Below are 24,429 nucleotides of genomic sequence, written 5' to 3' on the forward strand. Positions count from 1 at the left end.
CCGTAACTTAGGGAGAAGGGGGGCCGGACGCGTGAAGCCCCTTGCGGGTGGAGCGTGGTATGGCCGCAGAGAGCAGGGGGAAGCGACTGTTTACTAAAAACACAGGTCCATGCCAAGTCGTAAGACGATGTATATGGACTGACGCCTGCCCGGTGCTGGAACGTTAAGGGGACCTGTTAGCCTTTCGGGGCGAGGCGGAGAACTTAAGCGCCAGTAAACGGCGGTGGTAACTATAACCATCCTAAGGTAGCGAAATTCCTTGTCGGGTAAGTTCCGACCTGCACGAATGGCGTAACGACTTCCCCACTGTCTCAACCACAGGCCCGGCGAAATTGCAGTACGAGTAAAGATGCTCGTTACGCGCGGCAGGACGGAAAGACCCCGGGACCTTTACTATAGCTTGACATTGGTATCCGAATGTAATTGTGTAGGATAGGTGGGAGCCTGTGAAGTCCGGACGCCAGTTCGGGTGGAGGCAATCTTGAAATACCACTCTGTTGGATTTGGGTATCTAACTTGCGGCCCTGATCGGGTCGAGGGACAGTGTCTGGTGGGTAGTTTAACTGGGGCGGTTGCCTCCTAAAAGGTAACGGAGGCGCCCAAAGGTTCCCTCAGCCTGGTTGGCAATCAGGTGTTGAGTGTAAGTACACAAGGGAGCTTGACTGTGAGACTGACAGGTCGAGCAGGGACGAAAGTCGGGACTAGTGATCCGGCACTTGCGAGTGGAAGCGGTGTCGCTCAACGGATAAAAGGTACCCCGGGGATAACAGGCTGATCTTCCCCAAGAGTCCATATCGACGGGATGGTTTGGCACCTCGATGTCGGCTCGTCGCATCCTGGGGCTGTAGCAGGTCCCAAGGGTTGGGCTGTTCGCCCATTAAAGCGGTACGCGAGCTGGGTTTAGAACGTCGTGAGACAGTTCGGTCCCTATCCGCCGTGCGCGTTGGATACTTGAGAAGGGCTGTCCCTAGTACGAGAGGACCGGGACGGACGAACCTCTGGTGTGCCAGTTGTCCCGCCAGGGGCACGGCTGGTTGGCTACGTTCGGAAGGGATAACCGCTGAAAGCATCTAAGCGGGAAGCTCGCTTCGAGATGAGGTATCCCACCACCTTGAGTGGGTAAGGCTCCCAGCTAGACGACTGGGTTGATAGGCCGGAGATGTAAGCCTAGTAATAGGTTCAGTCGACCGGTACTAATAGGCCGAGGGCTTAACTACACCAAACTTGATGTTCGACCGCGTCCACTGTGTGATTCACAGCAAACAACCACCCCACCCCAGGGAACAAGCCGAACGTTGGTTTGGTTCTGGGGGTGCAGGGAGTGTTGTGTCGCTGATAGCTGTTTCGGTGGTTATAGCGGAGGGGAAACGCCCGGTCTCATTCCGAACCCGGAAGCTAAGCCCTCCAGCGCCGATGGTACTGCACTCGGGAGGGTGTGGGAGAGTAGGACGCCGCCGGACTTAACGTTGGGAAAGGCCCACACCAGTGATGGTGTGGGCCTTTTCTATATCCCCTTTTGGAGCTCACCCCGGTCCGGGGTGGGCTCTTTTTGCGTTCCTAGGGCTTCCGGCCGGCGCCGGTCAGCCTGTGGTTGGCGGTGGCTTGGGCGCTGTTGCGGTCCGGGCCGGGCAATACTGCGGGGGCTAGTGACCTGCGTGGGTGACTGTCATGCCGGTAGGCCCCCGCGCGGACCGGGGATCGTGGATTCGCCGCGCGGAGGGTTTCGATTGGCCGCAAGAGCGTTCCGGGAACAGAGCCGATCATCGCTGAGCCGCGCCGCGGCTATTACGGCCAGCTGCAGAAAGCCCGCTCAGTTGCGAGTTTGGGCGGCGGCCCGGATCTCGCTGAACAGCTTCGCTGAGTCATCGACCGTGCGGCCCGGGAACATCGCCAGAGCCAGGCTGCCGTGGTCGGCCCAGCCGCATACCGGCATGTCCGCCCCGTCCGCCTTCGTCGTCCCGCACTTCATCGTGCCGCCGAGCGGGCCGGCCGGCACGTCGTGCAGCCCGGTCACCGAACCCTGCTCGTCGGAGACCAGATCAAACGCCGTCACCAGATCATCTTCCGGCGTCCAGAACAGCGTTGTGCCGCCGAAGAAGAGGACGTCGTTTGCTGAGCCGTCCGTGTACACCGCTCCAACTGCCCGGTCCAAGGCCACGTCCGCTGACAAGGCCGTCTGCAGGTAGTCCGCTGTGCTGCGGCCCTCGTCAGTGCTGTCGACAGTCAGCCCTGCGACCTTTGCCGGGACAGTCAGAGTCGCGTCCTTCTGCGAGGCGATGCGCCAGCCCACGTACCCGAGGACGGATGCACCCGCCAGGCTGACCGCCAGCAGTGAGCTCAGGACGATGGTCTTGGTCCTTGACCTGGGCGCTCGCTCCTCCTTTTCCTCACCGGTGGACTCGGTGAGGGGGAACGGGTCAGCGGCGATCTCCACCGGTGTTGCCTCGGGTGGCGGAGCGGAGCCAGGGCGTTCGGACATCGTGCGAGCCTAACAACTCGTCGATCCAGCGCCGGGCGTTGTCCACAGACCCACCCTTGTCCACAGGGAGGCGGTGCGATCGCAGGCTTCCCGGACGGGCTCCGTAGACTTGTCGGGTGAGCGAAGCAACCGACACCCGTACCCCCGACAGCCGGCCCACCGGTGGCCTTTCCGCCCAGTACCAGCCGGGCGAGGTAGAGCAGCGGCGGTACGAGCAGTGGGTATCGGCCGGCTACTTCACGGCGGACCCGGCTAGTGACAAGCCGCCCTTCTCCATCGTCATCCCGCCGCCCAACGTGACCGGCTCCATGCACGTCGGCCACGCCCTCGAGCACACCATCATGGACACCCTCAGCCGCTTCAAGCGGATGCAGGGCTTCGAGGTGCTGTGGCTGCCCGGCATGGACCACGCCGGCATCGCCACCCAGAACGTCGTCGAGCGGCAGCTCGCCGCCCAGCAGGTCTCCCGCCACGACCTGGGCCGGGAGGCCTTCGTCGAGAAGGTCTGGCAGTGGAAGGCCGAGTCCGGTGGCGCGATCACCGGCCAGATGCGCCGGCTCGGCGACTCCGTGGACTGGAGCCGCGAGCGGTTCACCATGGACGAGGGCCTCTCCAAGGCCGTGCAGACGATCTTCAAGCAGCTGTACGACGACGGCCTCATCTACCGTGCCGAGCGCATCATCAACTGGTGCCCGCGCTGTCTCACCGCGCTCAGTGACATCGAGGTGGAGCACACCGACGACGACGGTGAGCTCGTCTCCATCCGCTACGGCGACGGCGACAACGCGATCGTTGTTGCTACCACCCGGGCCGAGACGATGCTCGGTGACACCGCGGTGGCCGTGCACCCCGACGACGAGCGCTACAAGCACCTGATCGGCACCGAGGTCGAGCTTCCGCTCACCGGGCGGCGCATCCCGATCGTGGCCGACGAGCACGTCGACCCCGCTTTCGGTACGGGTGCCGTCAAGGTCACGCCGGCGCACGACCCGAACGACTTCGAGATCGGCCGGCGGCACGACCTGCCGAGCATGACGATCATGGATGAGCGGGCCGTCGTCACCGTACCGGGGCCGTTTGAGGGTCTTGATCGGTATGAGGCTCGGCCCGCGATTGTTGCTGCCCTGCGTGAGCAGGGGCGCATTGTCGCCGAGAAGCGGCCTTACCAGCACTCGGTCGGGCACTGCTCGCGGTGCAAGACGACCGTGGAGCCGCGGCTGTCGTTGCAGTGGTTCGTCAACACCGGACCCCTTGCCAAGGCGGCCGGCGACGCCGTCCGGGACGGCCGGGTCACCATCGAGCCGCCGGAGCTGGCGAAACGGTACTTCGCGTGGGTCGACAACATGCATGACTGGTGCATCTCGCGCCAGCTGTGGTGGGGGCACCGCATCCCGGTCTGGTACGGCCCGGCCGGCGAGGTCGTCTGCGTCGGACCGGACGAGCAGCCGCCGACCGGCGACGGCTGGCGCCAGGACGAGGACGTGCTCGACACGTGGTTCTCGTCCGGGCTGTGGCCGTTCTCGACCATGGGCTGGCCGGAGCAGACCGAGACGCTGGCGAAGTTCTACCCGACCAGCGTCCTGGTCACCGGCTACGACATCCTCTTCTTCTGGGTCGCCCGGATGATGATGTTCGGCCTGTACGCGATGGACGGTGTGCAGCCGTTCGACGTGGTGGCCCTGCACGGGCTGGTCCGCGACGCGCACGGCAAGAAGATGTCGAAGTCGTTCGGCAACGCCGTCGACCCGCTGGACTGGATCGACCGGTACGGCGCCGACGCCACCCGCTTCACGCTCGCCCGCGGCGCCAACCCCGGCTCCGACGTGCCGATCAGCGAGGAGTGGTGCCAGGGCTCGCGCAACTTCTGCAACAAGCTGTGGAACGCGACGCGCTTCGCGCTGATGAACGGGGCCACGGTCGAGGGCGAGCTGCCGGCGTCGGCGGAGCTGTCGAGCGTCGACAAGTGGATCCTGTCGCGGCTTCAGCACGTCATCGCTGAGGTCGACGAGCAGCTCGCGACGTACGAGTTCGCCAAGGCCTGTGACACGCTCTACCACTTCGCGTGGGACGACGTCTGCGACTGGTACGTGGAGCTCAGCAAGCCCGTGCTGGCCACGGACGGCGTCGAGGCTGCGCGCTCGCGCCGGGTGCTCGGGCACGTTCTTGACCAGCTGTTGCGTCTGTTGCACCCGGTGATTCCGTTTGTCACCGAGGAGCTGTGGACCGTGCTGACCGGTGCCGAGTCTGTTGTCGTCGCTGCTTGGCCGGTTGCCGACCAGGCTCGTGTCGACGATGTGGCCGAGGAGGAGCTGGCCGCATTGCAGAAGGTCGTCACCGAGGTGCGGCGTTTCCGCTCCGACCAGGGCCTGCGCCCGGGTCAGCGGGTCAGCGCCGCGCTCACCGGCCTCGGTAACGTCGGCATCGACGTGCACGAGCCGCTGATCCGCGCGCTGGCCCGGCTCGACGCCCCGACGCCCGAGTTCTCGGCCACGGCGACCCTCGCGGTCACCGGTGGCATCACCGTCGACCTCGACACCCGGGGCACCATCGACGTCGCTGCCGAGCGGGCCCGACTGGACAAGGACCGCGCCGCCGCCGAGAAGGAAGCGGCGCAGTGCCGGGCCAAGCTCGACAACGACGCGTTCGTCGGCAAGGCGCCCGAACAGGTCGTCGCGAAGATCAAGGATCGGCTGGCCACGGCCGAAGCTGACCTCGCGAGAATTGCGGCGGCCCTGAAAGTGTTGCCCTCGTCATGAGCACATACCGAGAGGTGATTGCCGCGCTCGACGGGCGCGGCTTCACCCGCATGGCCTTCGACATGCAGAAGATCCGTGACCTGATGGACGTGCTCGGTAGTCCGCAGCGGGCGTACCCGTCGATCCACCTCACCGGGACCAATGGCAAGACGTCCACGGCTCGGATGATCGACGGCCTGCTGCGTGCGCACGGGTTGCACACCGGTCGCTACACGAGCCCGCACCTGGAGACGGTCCGGGAGCGGATCAGCCTCGACGGTGAGCCGATCTCCGAGGAGCGGCTGGCTGCCGTCTACGACGAGGTGGCCCCGCTGGCCCAGTTGATCGACGAGCGGTCGGCTGAGCCGCTCACCTACTTCGACATGACCACAGCGCTGGCGTACGCGACGTTCGCCGATGCGCCCGTGGACATTGCCGTGGTCGAGGTCGGCCTCGGCGGCGAGGAGGACGCGACCAACGTCCTCGAGGCCGGCGTCTGCGTCATCACGCCGATCGGGCTCGACCACACCGAATGGCTCGGCGACACGATCGAGGACATCGCCTGGGCCAAGGCGGGCATCATCCACAAGGACGCCACCGTCATCAGCGCGCTGCAGACCGAGGATGCGATGCGGCCGTTGCTGGAACGCTCGGCACAGGTCGGTGCGACCGTCGCCCGCGAGGGCAGTGAGTTCGGCGTCATCCGGCGGGACCAGGCGGTCGGCGGTCAGGTACTGACGCTGCAGGGGCTCGGCGGCGTGTACGACGAGATCTTCCTGCCGCTCTTCGGCGCCCATCAGGCGCAGAACGCCGCCCTCGCGCTCGCTGCGGTCGAGGCGTTCCTCGGCGCGGGCGCGGCCAAGCAGCTCGACTCGGACCTGGTCCGGGAAGGCTTCGGCGGGGTCGACTCGCCGGGCCGGCTCGAACGGGTACGCAGCGCGCCCACGATCCTGCTCGACGGTGCGCACAATCCGCACGGCATGGCGGCGACCGTGACCGCGCTCGAGGAGGAGTTCTCGTTCCGTCACCTCGTCGCTGTGGTCGGCGTGCTCGGCGACAAGGACGTGGCCGGCCTGCTCGAGCTGCTGGAGCCGGTCGCGGCCCGGCTCGTCGTGACGCAGAACAGCTCACCCCGGGCGATGCCGGTCGACGAGCTGGCTCAGATCGCGGAAGAGATCTTCGGCGAGGACCGGGTGACGATCACCGAGAACATGCCCGACGCCATCGAGGAAGCGGTCGTGCTCGCCGAATCGGACACCGACGGTGAGCACAGCGGCGTCGCGGTGCTGATCACCGGGTCCATCGTCACCGTCGCCGACGCGCGGAAGCTCCTCAAGAAGTGACCACGCCGCCGCCGGAGCCGGCCTCGCCCGTGCCGTCGCCCGAGGAGGCGCCGGCCGGGGTCGAGGGCGACGAGCCGCGGCGGTCCGGGCTGCGCAATCCCGAGGCAGCGGTACGGGGGCTGGGGGCGGGCACGCTCGCTCTGGAAGCGATCGTCCTGCTGCTGGCGATCCAGCCGATCCGGATCATGGGCGGAGATCTCAGCGGCTGGGGCATCGGAGTGGTGGTGGCCCTGGCGGTGGTCGCGGCCCTGGTGGCCGGGAGCATGCGGCGCCGCTGGGCCTGGCATGCGGGTACGGGGTTGCAGGTGCTGCTGCTGGCGTCCGGGCTGCTGCACTGGTCACTTGCGGCGCTGGGATTGATCTTCGGGTTGACCTGGGCTTACGCGACGTCGGTACGGCACAAGATCCTGGGCTAGCCGCGGTCGCGGCCGGGTCTGTGGGTCCACCCGCTGCGGTGGGCGGGTGGACCGGCGACGGCTTGGTCAGCGGATGGCGCGCCACTGGGTGATGGCGATGTTGTGCTGGTCGGGGTCGTGGAAGGAGGCTGCCCAGAGTTCGAGCCTGTCGCCTCGGTTCACCGGGCGGGGGCCGTGGACGAACTTCACGCCCTTGGCCTTCAGCTCCTCGTAGACCGCCTCGACGTCGCCCACCTCCAGGTTGAGGTAGATCAGGCGGCCGGCCACGCCGGACAGGTCGGGGACCGTGCGGAGGACCAGCCTCGTGTCGCCGGAGGCGAGCACTGCGCCGCCTGAGCCGCTGTCGATTTCGTAGAAGCCCAGCAGCTGGCGGTAGAACGCCACTGAGCGTTCGAGGTTGGTGACCAGCACCGTGATGCCTACGCCGTGGATCGCGCCGGCCGGGCCGGGGCGGGCGCTCGGGTAGGCGGTGATCAGGTCGTCGGCGCGCTCGTCGGGTTCGAAGCCGCCTTCGAGGTCGGCCCAGGGCCTTCCTCGCTTCGGTGACGTCCCTCCGGCGGGGGTGGGAGTTAGGGGCTTCGGCTGGGCGGCGGCGGGTGCGGGGTTTTGCTGGGTGGGTTCGCTTGTGGTTGCGGCGGCGTAGACGGTTCCGGGGCGGATCGGGGTGGGTTCCGGTCGGGGTCTGGTGTCCTCGGGGTTGCCGGTGCCGGAGCCTCCGCCCGGGCCGAAGGCGGTTGGGGAGGCGTAGACCTGTCCGGGAGCTCCTGAGGCTGCCGGCCTGGGGTGAGTGGCGGAGACAGCTCCGGTGGCCGCTGCGCCCGATGCAGCGCCGAGACCGGCTGCGGTGGCCGCTGGGCCCGATGCAGCGCCGGAGCCGGCTGCGGTGGTCGCTGAGCCCGGTGCGGCGGCGGAACCGGCTGCGGCAGGGCCGCCCGATGGAGCATCGGGGCCGGTCGCGACCGCGGGACCAGATGCAGCGCCGGATTCGGCTGCGGCGCCGGACCGGGACGCGGCGCCGGACTCGGACGCGAAGCCGGACCCGGCCTGGGCGGCACGGTCAGAGGCCGGGGCCGGGGCCGGGGCCGGGGTAGAGCTTGGCGCGGGAGCTGAACGGGTAGCGGAGACTGCGCCGGGGCCTGGGGCGGAGGTTGATTCCGCTTCGGAGGCGCGGTCAACGGCAGGCGAGTCGGTGGGTCGAGGTGCGGCCGGCGCTTCGGCAGCCGGCTCATCCGTGGACCGGCCGGAGTAGGCGGCGGTGCCGGCGCTCGGACCGGGCTCGGCAGCCGACCGCGGAGCATTGGCCGGCTCCACGTCCGGAGCGGCCGCGCCGGCCGCGGCGGCTGTGCCGGCGGCGGCCGCGCTGGGTGAGGTGGCTGGGCGGGGAGCGGTAGCGGGCTCGGAGGGAGGGCTGAGCGCCGCCGCCGGGTCCAGACCATCCGGCGGCGGCTGGGTGGCCGACACCGAGCCGGTGGCCGCAACCGGCTCGGCTGGGCTAGGTGGCTCCGGACGCCGAGACGCTGGGCGTGGGGCGTCGGGGGTAGGGCGAGCTTCTTCTTGCTTCTTGCCGCGGAACGCATTGCCCAAAGCCGCCAACCCCGCAGCCACCACCGCCCCCGCAGCCGCTGCCAGGCCGGTCGTCTGCGCCGTGCTGCGTGGCTCGCCAGCACTGCGTGGGAGGTCGTCCGCAACTGGTGGCGCGTTGTCTGGTGGGCGCGGCCGGGGCGTCGGGCGGGGTTCCGCAGCCGGCGGCGGTTCCTCGGTGACCAGCGGCGGTGGAGTCTCGCTCTGGGATTCCGGCTGCCGGGCGCGGACCTCCCACGGCGGCGGTTCCAGATCCCCGAGAAGGTCGTCCTCGGCGTCCAGGACGCGGCCCGCGCGGTCGGTCGCCGGCGGGGCGATGATGTCCTCGTCCACCGCCGCCCGCGCCGCGCGGGTCTGCTCCGGGGGTGGTTCCGGGTCGCCGTCCAGGGGCAGGTCGATCTCCGGGTCCTGCTCCCGGCTGCGCTGGGCGGGCACCGGCTGCGCCGGGTCCTCATCCACTGAGTCTGAAGCCACTGGTTCTGAAGCAACTGGGTCTGAAGCCACTGGGTCTGAAGCCACTGGGTCTGAAGCCACTGAGTCCGAGGGCGGCCGGGAGGATGCCGTGGGGGCTTGGTCCGGTGCTGCTTCTGTCGGCTCTGTGCCCGTACCGTCGTCTTCCGGGTCCATGGTTGCTGTCGCGTGCGGTCTTGGTCTCGGGCGGGGTTTTTCCGCCGGGCGCGGCGGCGAGGCCGTCGCGGTGCGGGCGCGTTGCGGCAGCGGCGTCGTGTAATCGTAGTCCGGCTCCACCAGCTGGCCCTCGACGATCGGGCCGCCGGGGGAGTCGCGGACGATCACCGGCGGTGGTGGTTCGTCCAGCAGGCCTGCCTGCGGGGGTGGCGGGGGCGGGCCGTCCAGGTCGCCCAGGCGCGGCGACGGCGGCGGCGGGGGTGGCGGCTCGTCCGGGCCGCGGCCCCACTGGCGGTCTCGGGTCGCCCACGGCGGGGGTTCCGGTTCGCCGCCCAGCAGGTCGTCGTCCGGCAGGTCTTCCTCGTAGTACGTCGGGGGGACGTTCTGGGTGCCCAGATCGTACGTTTCCGCCTCGTCCCAGTTGATGCGGACGCGGCGCATGTCGTCGACGTCCACCGTCACCGGCAGGGTGTCGCCCACCCGCGGCCATTTGGCCACCGGGACGCGGGGGTCGCGGACCGTCACCTCCGACGTCGGCAGACCCGGGGCCACGATCACTATCTGCAACTCCGCGCGGCCGTAGATCGCCGTTGCCGGCGGTTCCGAGATGGCCTTGACCTGCGCTGATCCTGCCACCCAGGCGCGGGCGCCGCGCCGGACCACGTTGACCATGCCCAGCGCGATCGCCAGGATCAGCATCGCCAGGCCCAGCGCGACGATCGCCCAGCTCGACATGCCGAGCCCGAACAGCATCACGAAGACCGCGATCGTGCCGACGACCGCCGCCACGAGTTTGCGGGCCGGAGCGATCGGCCGGCCGTTCTGGTTCGCCACAGTGGACCTCCCGGGTGTACCCGTCAGGTTACGTAGCCGCGACCGCCCGTGGAAAGTGCGCTACCGGGCGGTTGCCGCTCGCGCCCGATCCGGTACCGATAGGCTGACCTCCCGACCGGCGTGTCGGCTTGCCACGTCCTACCCAGGAGGAACTACCGGTGTCCACTGCCACCGAGCGCACGCTCGTGCTCGTCAAGCCCGATGCGCTGCGGCGCGGCCTGCTCGGGGAGATCCTGGGCCGGTTCGAGCGCAAGGGCCTCACGATCGACGCGCTGGTCGTGCGGACCATGGACGCCGAGCTGGCCGACCAGCACTACGCCGAGCACGTGGACAAGGCCTTCTACCCGCCGCTCAAGGAGTTCATGACCAGCGGGCCGCTCGCCGCGCTGGTGCTCTCCGGCGACGAGGTCATCGCGGTCGTCCGGGCCCTGGTCGGCGCCACCGACGGGCGCAAGGCCGCCGCGGGCACGATCCGCGGCGACCTGTCGCTGTCCAACCGGGAAAACCTGGTCCACGCCTCCGACTCCCCCGACAGTGCGAAGCGTGAGCTCGCCCTGTGGTTCCCGGAGCTCTGAGCAGCCTCAGACCTCCAGCGGCGGTTCGTTCTGGATCGCGATCGACAGCCGGTTCCACACGTTGATCGTGGCGATGGCCATCAGCAGATCGGCCAGCTCCTCCTCGGTGAACTCCTTGGCGGCCGGCGCCCAGACCTCGTCCGGGACGCCGTGCTCGCCGAGGCGGGTCACCGCGTCGGTCAGGGCCAGCGCGGCCCGCTCCCGCTCGCTGAAGAACGGGGCGTCGTGCCAGGCCGCGACGGCGAAGAGGCGCCGGCTCGACTCGCCGGCGGCCAGCGCCTCGCGGCTGTGCATGTCGGTGCAGAACGAGCAGCCGTTCACCATCGAGGCGCGCAGCTTGATCAGCTCGTACAGGGTGGGGTCGACGCGGTCGCGGCAGTACTGCTCCATGCCGTAGACGGCCCGGTACGCAGCCGGTGCGACTTTGTCGATCGCCAAGCGGGGCATGAATCCTCCTGTGGTCGTGGTGTACACCGTCAGGACGAGACAGCGGCGAAGGACGTGACAGGGGGCGCAGCCGGCCGTCTGATCTTCGGCCGCCGTCCATCTCGGTCCCGCCCGGGCTTCACCTGGTCCCGAGAGCCTGCCGGTATGACCTCCATCGATCGGCGTAGCCTGCTGCGGGCCGGGGTGGCCGGCGGCGTACTCGGTGTCCTGCCCGCCGGGCCGGTCTTCGCCCGGCCGGTCGGCGCAGCGTCCCGTGCTCACCCACGGGGGCCGAGCAGCGTGAGTGGCTGATCCGCGGCCTGCGCAGGTCGCGGGCCACCTGGAAGGTGATCGCCAACGACCTGCCGCTGGGCGTGGTCGTGCCGGACGGCCCGGCGGCCCAGGAGGGGGTGGCCCAGGGCGACCCGGGCGCGCCGCTGGGCCGGGAGCTGGAGTGCCCAACGCGCTGGACGGCACGTTCGGCCCCGAGGCGGTCTTCGTGAACGCCCCGCAGGCCGTCGACCACCCTGCCGAAGCCGCGGAACAAATGACGGCCGGTATCGTTGTGTAGTCAGGCGTTGATCCGGCCATCACCGGGGAGCCTCCGGAAGAACAGGCGCGTGCGCCTCAGTAGAACCGGGCGGACACCGGCCCGCACCCCAGCCGGCGAACGAGCGGGCGACCCCATGGGCCGTCAAGCGAGGTGGTACCGCGGGCTCCGGCTCGTCCTCGCAGTCCACGCAAGTGCACTGCTCGAGGAGTGACCACCGATGGCTTATCCCAAGCACACCGACGCCGCCGGCGTTCCGGCGAGCCCCGACCTGCCCGCGGTCGAGCGGGCCGTGCTGGAGCACTGGGCCGCCGACAAGACCTTCGAGGCCAGCGTCGACGCGCGCCCGGCCGGGGAGAACGGCAGCAACGAGTACGTCTTCTACGACGGCCCGCCGTTCGCCAACGGGCTGCCGCACTACGGCCACCTGTTCACCGGCTACGTCAAGGACCTGGTCCCGCGCTACCAGACCATGCGCGGCAAGCACGTCGAGCGCCGCTTCGGCTGGGACACCCACGGGCTGCCCGCCGAGGTCGAGGCCGAGAAGCAGCTCGGCATCACCACCAAGGCGCAGATCCTCGAGCTCGGCGTGGACAAGTTCAACGACGCCTGCCGGACCTCCGTGCTCGCCTACACCAAGGACTGGGAGCGCTACGTCACGCGCCAGGCCCGCTGGGTGGACTTCGGCAACGACTACAAGACCCTCGACCCCAGCTACATGGAGTCGGTCATGTGGGCCTTCAAGACGTTGCACGAGAAGGGCCTGATCTACGAGGGCTTCCGGGTGCTCGCGTACTGCTTCCGGTGCGAGACGCCGCTGTCGAACACCGAGACCCGGATGGACGACGTCTACCGGGACCGGACCGACCCGGCGCTGACCGTCACCTTCCAGCTGGAGACCGGCGAGCGGATCGCGGTGTGGACCACCACGCCGTGGACGCTGCCGTCGAACCTTGCGCTGGCCGTCGGCCCGGACATCGAGTACGCGATCCTGGAGAAGGACGGCTCGCGCCTGATCGTCGGCGCGTCCCGGGTGGCCGCCTACGCCAAGGAGCTCGACGGATACGAGCAGGTCGGGACGGTGCTGGGCCGGGAGCTGGCCGGGCGTCGCTACACCCCGATGTTCGACTTCCTGGTCGAGCAGGCCGGCCCGAACGCGTACCAGGTGCTGGCGGCCGACTACGTCAGTGACGAGGACGGCACCGGCGTCGTGCACCAGGCGCCCGCCTTCGGTGAGGACGACCAGAACGTCTGCAACGCCGCCGGCATCCCGACCATCGTGACCGTCGACGACCACACCCGGTTCACCGCGCTCGTGCCCGACTACCAGGGCGTACAGGTCTTCGACGCCAACAAGCCGATCACCGCCGAGCTCAAGTCCCGGGGCGTGGTGCTGCGGCACGAGGGGTACACGCACTCGTACCCGCACTGCTGGCGCTGTGACACGCCGCTGGTCTACAAGGCTGTGTCGTCGTGGTTCGTGGCCGTGACCAAGTTCCGGGACCGGATGGTCGAGCTCAACCAGGAGATCACCTGGACGCCGGCGCACATCAAGGACGGCTCGTTCGGCAAGTGGCTGGCCAACGCCCGGGACTGGTCGATCAGCCGGAACCGGTTCTGGGGCTCGCCCATCCCGGTGTGGAAGTCCGACGACCCGACCTACCCGCGGGTCGACGTCTACGGCTCGCTCGAGCAGCTCAGCGCGGACTTCGGCGTCGAGGTCACCGACCTGCACCGGCCGTACGTGGACGAGCTGACCCGGCCCAACCCGGACGACCCGACCGGGCAGTCCACCATGCGCCGGGTGCCCGAGGTGCTGGACTGCTGGTTCGAGTCCGGTTCGATGCCGTTCGCGCAGGTGCACTACCCGTTCGAGAACAAGGACTGGTTCGAGCACCACTACCCGGGCGACTTCATCGTCGAGTACATCGGCCAGACCCGCGGCTGGTTCTACACCATGCACGTGCTGGCCACGGCCCTGTTCGACCGGCCGGCGTTCCGCAACTGCCTGAGCCACGGCATCCTGCAGGGCGCCGATGGCCGCAAGATGTCCAAGAGCCTGCGCAACTATCCGGACGTCTACGAGGTGTTCGACTCCTACGGCTCGGACGCGATGCGCTGGATGCTCATGTCGTCGCCCGTGCTGCGCGGCGGTGACATGCCGGTGACCGAGACCGCGATCCGGGACTCGGTGCGCCAGGTGCTGCTGCCGGCCTGGAACGTCTGGTACTTCTTCAGCCTGTACGCCAACGCCGCCGGTCACGAGGCCCGGTTCCGCACCGACTCGACGCACCTGCTGGACCGCTACATCCTGGCCAAGACCAGCGAGCTCGTCACGGACACCACCCGCCAGCTCGACGAGTACGACATCTCGGGCGCGGCCGCGTCGGTGCGCTCGTACCTGGACGCGCTGACCAACTGGTACGTGCGCCGCTCCCGGGACCGTTTCTGGGCCGGCGACGCCGACGCGTTCGACACCCTCGCCACGGTGCTGGAGACCCTGTGCCGGGTGGTGGCGCCGCTCGCGCCGCTGACCGCCGAGGAGATCTGGCGTGGCCTGACCGGCGAGCGCTCGGTGCACCTGACCGACTGGCCGACGGTCGAGGCGTTCCCCGCCGACCCGGAGCTGGTGGCTTCCATGGACGCGATCCGGGAGGCGGCCTCGGCGGCGCTGTCACTGCGCAAGGCCAAGGCGCTGCGGGTCCGGCTGCCGCTGGCCAAGCTGACCGTGGCCAGCCCCGACGCCGACGCGCTGCGGCCGTTCGCGGACCTGCTCGCCGACGAGGTCAACGTCAAGGATGTGCAGCTCAGTGCCGATCTGGCCGCGTACTCCCAGCAGGTGTTGACCGTGGTCCCGCGGGCCCTGGGCCCGCGCCTGGGCAAGCAGGTCCAGGTCGTCATCAAGGCCGTCAAGGCCGGCGACTGGGAGCTCGTCGACGGCGCGCCCGTCGCCGCGGGCGTCACCCTGCAGGAGGGCGAGTACGAGCTGAAGCTCATCGCCGCCGACGCGGAGAACTCGGCGCCGCTGCCGGCCGGCCGGGGCGTGGTGCTGCTCGACACCGAGGTCACGCCCGAGCTGGCGGCCGAGGGCCTGGCCCGCGACCTGATCCGGGTCGTGCAGCAGGCCCGCCGCGACGCCGACCTCGACGTGTCCGACCGGATCGCCCTGCGGATCGCGGCGTCGCCCGTGGTCGCCGCGGCCGTCGACGTCCACCGGGACTTCGTCGCCGCCGAGACGCTGGCGACCGCGCTGACCCTCGACGAGGCCGTGACCGGCTTCAGCGGTGAGGTCGGCGACGGCGAAACGGTAACGGTATCGGTCACCCGCACGGTGTGAGTCCTGCCTCCTGGCTCGGCATTTGCCGCATTGCGCGGTAAATGCCGAGCCGGGAAGCGGCCGCTCGACGGGAGTTTTCCGGGCTGTTTCCGTTAATCTCACATCGCCCCCCGCATCTCCCGCAGTCCCCGCCCGGAGGAACACGTTGCCGCTGCTCTACTCGATCGGCAAAGTCACTGTCGGTCACGCGATGACGCTCGGCTGGCGGCCGCACGTCGAAGGTCTCGAGCACATCCCCCGGACCGGCGGCGCGATCTTCGCCGGCAACCACCTGTCCGTCGCCGACGAGCTGTTCCTCGGCGCTGTCGTGCCGCGGCACATCGCGTTCTGGGCCAAGGCCGAGTACTTCCGCGGCGGCGGCATCGGCGGCAGCATCACCAAGTTCGTGATGCACGGCCTCGGCGCGATCAAGGTCGAGCGCGGCGGTGGCCGGGCCGCGCTGACCGCCTTCGACGGCGCGATCCCGGTGCTCAAGGCCGGTGACATGGTCGCGGTCTACCCCGAGGGCACCCGCTCCCCGGACGGCCGGCTCTACCGCGGGCGTACGGGCGTGGCCCGGCTCGCCGTCGCGGCGGGCGTGCCGATCATCCCGGTCGGCATGCTCGGCACGGACAAGGTGCAGCCGATCGGGCAGCGTTTCCCCCGCCCCGGCAAGGGCCAGGTCACGATCAAGTTCGGCACGCCGATCCCCACGGTCGGCCGCAGCGACGACCGCACCGCGCTGCGCGCGCTGACCGACGAGGTCATGGCCGAGATCCAGAAGCTCACCGGCCAGGAGTACGTGCCCAGGTACGCACCCCCGCGCCAGTCTTCCTAAGGAGCCCGGGAGCCACGGGCCTGCTCCTGCTCGACCAGTGCTTCCAGGTCGGTCAGCCGGTGCAGGCCCTGCATCGGCCGGCGCATCCGGTGGTTGTTCGCCAGCTGCTCCTCGTGGCGGTCCAGGAAAGCCCAATAGCCGGCCGTGTACGGGCACGCATCGTCACCGACGCGCACTTTCGGGTCGTACCGGCAGCCGCCGCAGTAGTCGCTCATCCGGTTGATGTACGCCCCGCCGGCCGCGTACGGCTTGGTGCTCATCCGGCCGGCGTCGGCGTACTGGCTCATGCCGACCACGTTGGCGGTCATCACCCACTCGTAGCCGTCGACGAACGCCCGGTGGAACCAGTCCGCCATCGCCCCCGGCCGCCAGCCGCGCTGCATCGCGTAGTTGCCGAGCACCATCAGCCGGGGAATGTGGTGCACCCAGCCGCGGTCGCGGACCCCGGCCAGCACGTCCGACAGGCACCGGGCCTCGACCGCGTCGGCGTCCAGCTCGGCGAACCAGCGCGGCACCGGCTTGCTTGCCTTGAGCTCGTTGGCGCGCCGGTAACCAGGCTCGAAGTACCAGTACAGGTGCCAGACGAAGTCGCGCCAGCCGATCAACTGCCGCACGAAGCCCTCCACGCTGGCCAGCCCGGCCCGCCCCCCGCGGTACGCCGCCTCGGCCTGCTCGACGGCCTCCAACGGGTCCAGCAGACCCAGGTTGAACGCGGCGCTGAGCCGGCTGTGGGCCAGGAACGGGTCCCCGGCCAGCATCGCGTCCTCGTGCGGCCCGAACGCCGGCAGCCGGTGCCCGACGAAGTGCCGCAGCCGCTCGACCGCCTCGGCGCGAGTCGCCGGGAACAGCCGCGGACCGTCACGGCCGATGAAAGTGATGCCGTCGTCGCGCTCCCAGCGGTCCAGGTCCTCCCGGACGGCCGCGTCGATGTCGTCCTCGCGGATCTCCGGCGGCTCCTCGACGTCGAGCCGGGTGACGCCGCGCGGCGGTGGCTCCCGGTTCTCCGCGTCCAGGTTCCACGTGCCGCCGGCCGGTTCGGTGCCGTCCATGAGGATGTCCAGGCGGCGCCGGGCGTCGCGGTAGAAGTCCTCCATCCGCAGGCCGCGCCGGCCGTTGGCCCAGGCGACGAACTCCGGCGGGGCGGTCACGAAGCCGCGCGGCGGCAGCAGCTCGGCGCCGAGGCGCTGGACCAGCCCGCGGGCCGCGCGGGAGGTCGGGTGGCAGACGCTCAGTGGCTCGCCGAGGTCGCGTACCGCCTCGGCGTAGGTCTCGGCCCGCACGAAGACGGCCTGGTCAGCGAGCTCGGCCGCCCGGTGCCGCAGCGCGGACAGCACCAGGTGGGCCTTCTGCCGATGGAACGCCCGGCGCCGGAACACCGCCTTGGACTCCACCAGCAGCACCGGCTGGGCGGGGTCGTCGAGGAAGTGCGGGCCGAGCTGGTCCGCGAACAGCCAGCGGCGGGTCATGCCGCCTTCTTACCCGCGGGTGAGCACCGCATTCCGCAGGACACCCGTGAGATCCGCGCTCTCCTCCACGGAACGCCTGGTCAGCAGCACGGTGGCGAGACTGCCGTGGTCGGCCCAGGCGCAGACGACGACAGCCTTGCCCCCGGAGCGGCCGACGCCGCAGCGCTCGTGCACACCGGTCTCGCCGAGGTCGTAGGACTGGATGTCCTTGATCGCGTACTCGCTGCTCAGGTGGGTGATCTCGGCCTCGACGTCGGACTCGGGGGTGAGCCGCAGCCCGGTCGTGCCGAACATGGTCACCCGCTTGCCGTTGCCGTCGGCGTAGACACCGGCGAAGACGTCGCCCTGGACCAGGTTGGTGCCGTTCAGCTGCTCGGAGAGCTTCTCGACGGCCCGCCGGCTGGCGCCGTCGTCGCGCAGAGCCAGGTCGGCCACCGACTGGGGCAGGGCCGCCGAGACCGGATACTGCTGGGCGGCGGGCCAGGCGAGATAGGCCGGTACGCCGCAGCAGCAGATGGCGCTGATCAGCGTGAACATGGCCAGTCTCCGGGGCCAGCGGCGTTTGCGCCGGGGCGGGGGCGGCGGGCCCTTGCCGGCCGGACCGCCTTGTCCCGGCCAGCCGGGTGCCGGGCGCTGCTGGACCGGCCGCTGCTGGGTGGCCCGTTGCGGGATCGGCCGCTGCTGGGCCGGACCTGACGGAGCCGGTGGGACCCAGGGGGAGGGGGCCGGGGGCCGGGACTGGACGGGGAGGCGGTTGGCCGGGGGCTCGGGTGTCTGGTTCGCACGGTTCTTGCGGCCCCAGCGGCGGCGTCGCGGTGGATCTCCGGCCGTGGGGGTTGCTCCCGCGGCCGAAGGCGGTGGGGCCGGGACCGGATCGCTCGCCGGCGGGCTCCCGGCCGGCGGCTGCATCCGGGTAGGCGGCAGCGGCGCCTCTGAGCGGGCCGGCGGCAGCGGCGCTTCTGAGCGGGTGGGTGGGAGCGGCGGCTCCGAGCGGGTCGGTGGTAGCGGGGCCTGCATCCGGGTCGGCGGCAGCGGGCTGTCGATCCGGGTCGGCGGCATCGCCTCCGGGAACGGGATCTCCGCCTGCCACGGGGTGTCCTGGTCGGCCCAGGGGTCGACCGCGGGTGTGGTGGACCAGTCCTCGCTGTCCGCCCACGGGTCGGCCGGGGGCGGCGGCTCGTCGGCGTCGGCCTGCGTGCGGCGGCGCGACCACCACGCCTGCTTGGGCACCGGCGGCGGCACGGCCGCCGAGCCGCGCGCTCTTGTCTCCTCCGCCGCGCCGCGTGCTCTGGTCTCCGCCGCCGCGCCCGGCGCTCCCTCGACGCGGGTGGGGTCGGGGGTGGTGTTCGGCGGGGTCCCGGCGGCCGGACTCTCCGGCTGCTGCTCGGTCATCCGTCGATCTCCTTCCGCTGCTCGCCCCGGGCCCGGGTGCCGGGCGTCTTCCGCCAGGTTAGAGACGGGCCGCCACCCATCGGCGAAGATCGAGGCCGCGGATCGACGGCCGTGGCGGCTCGCCGGCGCTGCGGACCAAACGCGAGAACGGACACCCGGGGCGATGTGCCGGACGGTGCGGAGTCGTATGGTGACCCGGTGGTGAGTGCGAAGAAGGCGACTGAGCGGAACGCGGTGACCGTGACCGGCCGGGCCCACGCCCAGCCGATGATGTTCGCGCACGGGTACGGCTGCGACCAGAACATGTGGCGCTCCGTCGCACCCGCGTTCCTGGACACCCACCGGGTGGTGCTCCTAGACCACGTCGGTGCCGGCCGTTCCGACCTGAGCGCGTACGACGACCAGCGGTACTCGACCCTGGACGGCTATGCCGAGGACATCCTCGAGATCATCCACGAGCTGGACCTGCGGGACGTCATCTTTGTCGGCCACTCGGTCAGCGCGATGATCGGCGTGCTCGCGGCCAACCGTGAGCCCGGCCGCTTCGCCAAGCTGGTCCTGGTCGGCCCGTCCCCGCGCTACATCAACGACGGCGACTACCAGGGCGGTTTCGACCACAGCGACATCGAGGCCATGCTGGAGTCGCTCGACAGCAACTATCTGGGCTGGTCGAGCGCCATGGCCCCGGTCATCATGGGCAATTCCGACCGGCCCGAGCTGAGCCAGGAGCTGACCAACAGCTTCTGTGCCACCGACCCCGAGATCGCCCGCAAGTTCGCGCACGTCACGTTCATGTCCGACAACCGCAAGGACCTGGGCCAGGTCCGGATCCCCACGCTGATCCTGCAGTGCGCCGACGACGTCATCGCGCCGGCCGTGGTCGGCGATTACGTGCACAGCAACATCCCCGGGAGCACACTGGTGGCCATGAACGCGACCGGGCACTGCCCCAACCTCAGCGCTCCCGCCGAGACCATCGCCGCGATCAGGACCTTTCTGTAGAGCGATGACGGAGAACGGTGGCGGTGGGCCCGACGTGACGCAGGATCTACGGGTCCCCTGGGAAGAGGATCCCGGGGACCTGTACGAGTACGCGCCCTGCGGCTATCTGACGACGCTGCCCGACGGCACCATCGTCAAGGTCAACGAGACGTTCCTGGCCTGGACCGGTTACGTCCGCGGCGAGCTGATCGGGCAGCGCCGGTTCCGGGATCTGCTCAGCGCGGGCGACAAGATCTACCACGAGACGCACTACGCGCCCCTGCTCAGCATGCAGAACGACGTCCACGAGGTGGCCTTCGACCTGATGCGCGCCGACGGTGAGCGGCTGCCGATCCTGGTCAACTCCAGCCTCGGCCGGGACCCGAACGGGATGCCGCGGGTCATCCGGACCACCATCTTCAACGCCAGCGAGCGGCGCGGCTACGAGAAGGAGCTGCTGGCCGCCCGGCGGGCGGCCGAGGCCTCCGAGCGGCGGGTCCGCGCGCTGCAGCAGATAGTGGCCGATCTCGCCGCCGCGCCGACCGCGGCGGAGGTGGCCGACGCCGTCGTCCGCGCGCCCGGGCCGGCCTTCGGCGCCGCGTCGGCGACGGTCTGGCTGGCCGACCCGGACCGGGACCAGCTCACGGCCGTGGCCGGCACCGAGTCGGCCGCCCTGACCGGCGACGACATCCCCCGCGGGTCGTCGCGGGTGATCGCCGAGGTGGCCCGGCGCGGCGACCTGCACGTGGTCGGCTCGCTCGACGAGGCGCAGGAGCACTTCCCGGAGCTGGCCGTCACCATGCGCCGCACCGAGCGGGCCATGGTGGTGCTGCTGCCGCTGACCGCGGCGCCCACCGCCGACCCCGCCGCCGTCGAGGTGCTCGGCGTGCTCGGGTTCGACTTCGCCGAGCCGCGCGAGCTCACCGACAGTGAGCTGCGGGTGGTCCGGCTGCTCGGCCACCAGGCCGGTCAGGCCCTGGACCGGGCCCGGCTGTACGACGACGCCCGCCGGCGCGAGGCGCTGGCGGTCTTCCTGGCCGCGACGACCCGGGCGCTGGAGGTCGAGTCCCGGCTCATGCCGCGGGCCCGCCTGCTGGTCGAACGCACGGTCCCCGAGATCGCCGAGTGGGCGGCGGTGCGGCTCCAGGTCGGCCCGGCCGGCCTGGTCGCCGAGGCCGGTGGGCCCGCACCCGACCCGCAGCGGCTGGCCGAGCGGGTCGCCCAGGTGCTGCTCGACGGCGAGGCGCAGCTCAGCGACGACAAGGAGTTCGACGCCGGGTGCGCGGTGCTGCCCCTGGTCGCGAACGGCCGGGTGCTCGGCACGCTCGCGCTGCGGATGGCCCCGGAGCGGCGTACGGCCGCGGCCGAGGCGGTCTTCCTGCGGGACCTGGCCGACCGGGCCGGGCTGGCCCTGGAGAACGCCCGCCTCTACGAGCAGGAACGGGCCATCGCCCGGACCCTGCAACGCAGTCTGCTCGCCGGTGACCTGCCCGCGGACCCCCGGTTCGCGGTCGAGACGCACTACCAGGCCGCCGCGCACGACCTCGAGGTCGGCGGTGACTGGTTCGACGCCTTCCTGATCACGCCGGACAAGCTGGCCGTGGTCGTCGGCGACGTGGTCGGCCGGGGCATCGACGCGGCCACCACCATGGGCCAGCTGCGCAGCGCCATCCGCGCGCTGGCCTCGGCCGAGGCGGGCCCGGCCCGGCTGCTGGAACGCCTGGACCGGTTCGTCGAACGGGTCGAGTCGGCCCGGATGGCCACGGTCGCGTACGCCGAGGTCGACCTGTCGGCCAACGAGATGGTCTACGCCTGCGCCGGCCACCTGCCGCCGCTGCTCACCGAGCCCGGCGAGCCACCTCGCTACCTACTTGACGCCCGTTCCGGGGCACTGGGCTCGCGCGCCGCCCGCCAGGCGCGGATCGAGCACCGGACGCAGCTGGCGCCGGGCAGCCGGCTGCTGCTCTACACCGACGGCCTCATCGAGCGCCGCACCCGCCGCATCGACGCCGGCTTCGAGCTGCTGGCCCGCACGTACGCCGGCAAGCGGGACTCGCCGCTGCCCGGGCTGACCGCGTCCATCGCCGACATGCTCGTCGGCCAGGAGCACGCCGACGACGTCTGCCTGCTGTGCCTGGCGCTGGGCACCGAGCAGCGGCTGGAACGCACCATCGGCGCGGACCCGGTGCAGATCGCCCTGTTGCGCAAGGACCTGCGCGGCTGGCTGGTCGCGCATGCTGTCGACGACGAGAGCGCGCAGGCCGTGCTGCTGGCCTGCTCGGAGGCAGTGGCGAACGCCATAGAGCACGGCTACCGGGACAACCCGCTGGGCCTGGTGGAGGTCGTCGCCACGGTGTCGCCGGACACGGTCGACGTCCGGATCACCGACCGGGGCGTGTGGGCCGATCCCGAGCCGGGCGGCGCGCGGGGCCGCGGCCTGCAGCTCATCCGCCAGGTGATGGACACCGTCGCGTTCGACCACGTCGACGGGACCATGGTGTCCATGCGGCGGATCCGCCGGGGAGCGCGACGATGACCGAGCAATGGGTGACTTTCGCCAAACTGGGTCAGGCCGATCTGGTCCGGCTCGCGGGCGAGATCGATCTGGCCAACGCCCCGGAGATCGGCCGCGAGATCGTCCGCCAGACCGGCCGGGCCGACGCCGTGGTGATCGACCTCACGGCGGTGTCGTTCCTGGACAGCGCCGGTGTGCGGCTGCTCGACGCGCTCGTCGGCGACCTCGACCTGCAGGGCACACCGATCCGGCTCGTGGTCGGCGCGACCGGCGCGGCGCGGATGACCCTGCAGCTGTGCGCGTTCCGGGATGATCTCCTGGCCACCGACCTGGACCGGGCCGCGGACGAATTGGGGCGCTGACCCGCGTACCCTAGGGCCCCATGAGCGTAAGTTCCGTCTTCCCGCAGCTCGAGCAGCTGCTGCCCCGGGTCAGCAAGCCGATCCAGTACGTGGGCGGCGAGCTCGGCGCCGTAGTCAAGGACTGGGACGCCACCACGGTCCGGTGGGCGCTGATGTATCCCGACGCGTACGAGGTGGGCCTGCCCAACCAGGGCGTGCAGATCCTCTACGAGGTGCTCAACGAGCAGCCCGACGTGCTGGCCGAGCGCACGTACGCGGTCTGGCCCGACCTCGAGGCGCTGATGAAGGAGGCCGGCGTCCCGCAGTTCACGGTCGACGCCCACCGCCCGGTGCACGCCTTCGACGTGCTCGGCCTCTCGTTCGCCACCGAGCTCGGCTACACCAACATGCTCTCGGCCCTCGACCTGGCGGGCATCCCGCTGGAGAGCAAGGACCGCACCGTCGACCACCCCATCGTGCTCGCCGGCGGCCACGCCAGCTTCAACCCGGAGCCGATCGCCGACTTCATCGACGCCGCCGTGCTCGGTGACGGCGAGGAGGCGGTCCTCGAGATCACCGGCATCATCCGGGAGTGGAAGGCCGAGGGCTGCCCCGGCGGCCGCGACGAGCTGCTGCTGCGCCTGGCCCGCACCGAGAGCATCTACGTCCCGCGCTTCTACGACGTCGACTACCTGCCGGACGGCCGGATCCAGCGGATCGTGCCGAACCGCCCGGACGTGCCGTTCCGGGTGCACAAGCGCACGACCATGGACCTCGACGCCTGGCCGTACCCGAAGAAGCCGCTGGTCCCGCTGGCCGAGACCGTGCACGAGCGGTACGCCGTGGAGATCTTCCGGGGTTGCACCCGGGGCTGCCGGTTCTGCCAGGCCGGCATGATCACCCGCCCGGTGCGCGAGCGCTCGATCACCACGGTCGGCCAGATGGTCAAGGAGGGCTTGGAGTTCTCCGGCTTCTCCGAGGTCGGCCTGCTGTCGCTGAGCAGCGCGGACCACTCCGAGATCGGCGACATGTGCTCCGGCCTGGCCGAGCAGTACGCGGACACCAACGTCTCGCTGTCGCTGCCCTCGACCCGGGTGGACGCATTCAACATCGACCTGGCCCAGGAGCTGTCCCGCAACGGGCGTCGCACCGGGCTCACCTTCGCTCCCGAGGGCGGCTCGGAGCGGATCCGCAAGGTCATCAACAAGATGGTGACCGAGGAGGACCTGATCCGTACGGTCGTCACGGCGTACTCCAACGGCTGGCGCAGCGTGAAGCTCTACTTCATGTGCGGCCTGCCCACCGAGACCGACGACGACGTGCTGCAGATCGGCCGGATGGCGCACGAGGTGATCCGGGCCGGCCGGATCGCCACCGGCACCAAGGACATCAAGTGCACGGTCTCCATCGGCGCGTTCGTGCCCAAGCCGCACACCCCGTTCCAGTGGGCGGCCATGGAACGGCCGGAGGTCATCGACAACCGGCTGCGGATGCTCAAGCAGGAGATCAACAGTGACCGGTCGCTGGGCCGGGCCATCGGCTACCGCTACCACGACGGCGAGCCGTCGCTGATCGAGGGACTGCTCTCGCGCGGCGACCGCCGGGTCGGTGCGGTGATCCGGCGAGCCTGGGACAAAGGCCAGCGTTTCGACGGCTGGAGCGAGCACTTCTCGTACGCCCGCTGGGTCGAGGCGGCCGCGGAGACGCTGCCGGCCTTCGGCGTGGACCTGGACTGGTTCACCACCCGCGAGCGCGAGCAGCTCGAGGTGCTGCCCTGGGACCACCTGGACTCCGGGCTGGACAAGGACTGGCTCTGGCAGGACTGGCAGGACTCCAAGACCGAGTTCGAGCAGGACGACTGCCGCTGGACCCCGTGCTTCGACTGCGGCGTCTGCCCGTCCATGGACACCGAGATCCAGATCGGCCCGACCGGCAAGAAGCTGCTCCCGCTCACCCCGACGAACGGGCTGCGCTCGCCCGCGCATACGCACTGACCAGGAGAAATACCATCGCC

General features: G+C 70.4%; 16 protein-coding genes, 2 rRNA genes and 1 pseudogene (1 of these 19 running past the window's edge). 14 read left to right on the plus strand and 5 right to left on the minus strand.

The window, feature by feature from the left end:
- Both ACQP2Y_RS07670 and rrf read left to right on the plus strand, forming a co-directional pair.
- Positions 1-1,217 (plus strand): 23S ribosomal RNA (locus ACQP2Y_RS07670) (it extends 1,896 nt beyond the left edge of the window).
- 126 nt (positions 1,218-1,343) lie between these two features.
- Positions 1,344-1,460: ribosomal RNA gene (gene rrf / locus ACQP2Y_RS07675) — 5S ribosomal RNA — on the plus strand.
- Between the two features lie 350 nt (positions 1,461-1,810).
- Here the strand turns inward: rrf and ACQP2Y_RS07680 are convergent.
- Positions 1,811-2,479 carry a hypothetical protein gene (locus tag ACQP2Y_RS07680; protein WP_433725853.1) on the minus strand — a complete coding sequence of 223 codons (669 nt, stop codon included), beginning with the start codon at positions 2,477-2,479 and terminating at the stop codon, positions 1,811-1,813.
- A 116-nt stretch (positions 2,480-2,595) separates the two neighbouring features.
- On the opposite strand from ACQP2Y_RS07680, the gene ACQP2Y_RS07685 reads away from it, so the two are divergent.
- From ACQP2Y_RS07685 to ACQP2Y_RS07695, 3 genes are read left to right on the plus strand one after another with little or no spacing between them, the layout of a single operon-like run.
- Complete coding sequence (locus tag ACQP2Y_RS07685) at positions 2,596-5,235, plus strand: valine--tRNA ligase (RefSeq protein ID WP_433725855.1); 2,640 nt, start codon at positions 2,596-2,598, stop codon at positions 5,233-5,235.
- Positions 5,232-6,557, plus strand: coding sequence for a bifunctional folylpolyglutamate synthase/dihydrofolate synthase (locus ACQP2Y_RS07690; protein WP_433725857.1), 1,326 nt, complete (start codon positions 5,232-5,234; stop codon positions 6,555-6,557). Before ACQP2Y_RS07685 ends, ACQP2Y_RS07690 begins: the two co-directional genes overlap by 4 nt.
- A 29-nt stretch (positions 6,558-6,586) precedes the next feature.
- Positions 6,587-6,973, plus strand: coding sequence for a DUF4233 domain-containing protein (locus ACQP2Y_RS07695; protein WP_433731817.1), 387 nt, complete (start codon positions 6,587-6,589; stop codon positions 6,971-6,973).
- 66 nt (positions 6,974-7,039) lie between these two features.
- On the opposite strand, the gene ACQP2Y_RS07700 is transcribed toward ACQP2Y_RS07695, so the two are convergent.
- Positions 7,040-10,015, minus strand: a complete 2,976-nt coding sequence (locus ACQP2Y_RS07700) for a VOC family protein (RefSeq protein ID WP_433725859.1) — start codon at positions 10,013-10,015, stop codon at positions 7,040-7,042.
- A gap of 158 nt (positions 10,016-10,173) precedes the next feature.
- On the opposite strand from ACQP2Y_RS07700, the gene ndk reads away from it, so the two are divergent.
- The gene (gene ndk, locus ACQP2Y_RS07705; RefSeq protein WP_212992765.1) at positions 10,174-10,590 is read left to right on the plus strand and encodes a nucleoside-diphosphate kinase; all 417 of its coding nucleotides are present in this window, start codon (positions 10,174-10,176) and stop codon (positions 10,588-10,590) included.
- Between the two features lie 6 nt (positions 10,591-10,596).
- On the opposite strand, the gene ACQP2Y_RS07710 is transcribed toward ndk, so the two are convergent.
- Entirely contained in the window at positions 10,597-11,037 is a 441-nt protein-coding gene (locus tag ACQP2Y_RS07710) for a carboxymuconolactone decarboxylase family protein (protein WP_360825079.1), read from the minus strand.
- Positions 11,038-11,181: 144 nt separating this feature from the next.
- On the opposite strand from ACQP2Y_RS07710, the gene ACQP2Y_RS07715 reads away from it, so the two are divergent.
- The 4 genes and pseudogenes from ACQP2Y_RS07715 (at position 11,182) to ACQP2Y_RS07730 (ending at position 15,720) form a co-directional block, all read left to right on the plus strand.
- Entirely contained in the window at positions 11,182-11,328 is a 147-nt protein-coding gene (locus ACQP2Y_RS07715) for a hypothetical protein (protein ID WP_433725862.1), read from the plus strand.
- Positions 11,304-11,563: pseudogene (locus ACQP2Y_RS07720) on the plus strand (alkaline phosphatase D family protein); the annotation flags it as partial. The gene ACQP2Y_RS07715 and the pseudogene ACQP2Y_RS07720, both read left to right, overlap by 25 nt.
- Positions 11,564-11,786: 223 nt before the next feature.
- Complete coding sequence (gene ileS / locus ACQP2Y_RS07725; RefSeq protein ID WP_433725864.1) at positions 11,787-14,903, plus strand: isoleucine--tRNA ligase; 3,117 nt, start codon at positions 11,787-11,789, stop codon at positions 14,901-14,903.
- Between the two features lie 145 nt (positions 14,904-15,048).
- Entirely contained in the window at positions 15,049-15,720 is a 672-nt protein-coding gene (locus tag ACQP2Y_RS07730) for a lysophospholipid acyltransferase family protein (RefSeq protein WP_433725866.1), read from the plus strand.
- On the opposite strand, the gene ACQP2Y_RS07735 is transcribed toward ACQP2Y_RS07730, so the two are convergent.
- Complete coding sequence (locus ACQP2Y_RS07735) at positions 15,717-17,186, minus strand: cryptochrome/photolyase family protein (RefSeq protein ID WP_433725868.1); 1,470 nt, start codon at positions 17,184-17,186, stop codon at positions 15,717-15,719. The two genes, ACQP2Y_RS07730 and ACQP2Y_RS07735, sit on opposite strands and share 4 nt — an antisense overlap.
- A 9-nt stretch (positions 17,187-17,195) precedes the next feature.
- Entirely contained in the window at positions 17,196-18,578 is a 1,383-nt protein-coding gene (locus ACQP2Y_RS07740) for a hypothetical protein (RefSeq protein WP_433725870.1), read from the minus strand.
- 198 nt (positions 18,579-18,776) lie between these two features.
- Here ACQP2Y_RS07740 and ACQP2Y_RS07745 point away from each other — a divergent pair, with 198 nt between their 5' ends.
- The 4 genes from ACQP2Y_RS07745 to ACQP2Y_RS07760 are packed head-to-tail and all read left to right on the plus strand — an operon-like array spanning position 18,777 to position 24,409.
- The gene (locus ACQP2Y_RS07745) at positions 18,777-19,580 is read left to right on the plus strand and encodes an alpha/beta fold hydrolase (RefSeq protein WP_433725872.1); all 804 of its coding nucleotides are present in this window, start codon (positions 18,777-18,779) and stop codon (positions 19,578-19,580) included.
- A 4-nt stretch (positions 19,581-19,584) separates the two neighbouring features.
- The gene (locus ACQP2Y_RS07750) at positions 19,585-22,095 is read left to right on the plus strand and encodes a SpoIIE family protein phosphatase (RefSeq protein WP_433725874.1); all 2,511 of its coding nucleotides are present in this window, start codon (positions 19,585-19,587) and stop codon (positions 22,093-22,095) included.
- Entirely contained in the window at positions 22,092-22,436 is a 345-nt protein-coding gene (locus ACQP2Y_RS07755; RefSeq protein ID WP_360828370.1) for an STAS domain-containing protein, read from the plus strand. The genes ACQP2Y_RS07750 and ACQP2Y_RS07755 overlap by 4 nt, the downstream gene beginning before the upstream one ends.
- 20 nt (positions 22,437-22,456) lie before the next feature.
- Entirely contained in the window at positions 22,457-24,409 is a 1,953-nt protein-coding gene (locus ACQP2Y_RS07760) for a TIGR03960 family B12-binding radical SAM protein (RefSeq protein ID WP_433725877.1), read from the plus strand.
- Positions 24,410-24,429 lie beyond the last annotated feature (20 nt).

It is taken from the genome of Actinoplanes sp. CA-051413, assembly GCF_050955795.1.
In the GTDB taxonomy this organism is placed as follows: Bacteria; Actinomycetota; Actinomycetes; order Mycobacteriales; family Micromonosporaceae; genus Actinoplanes.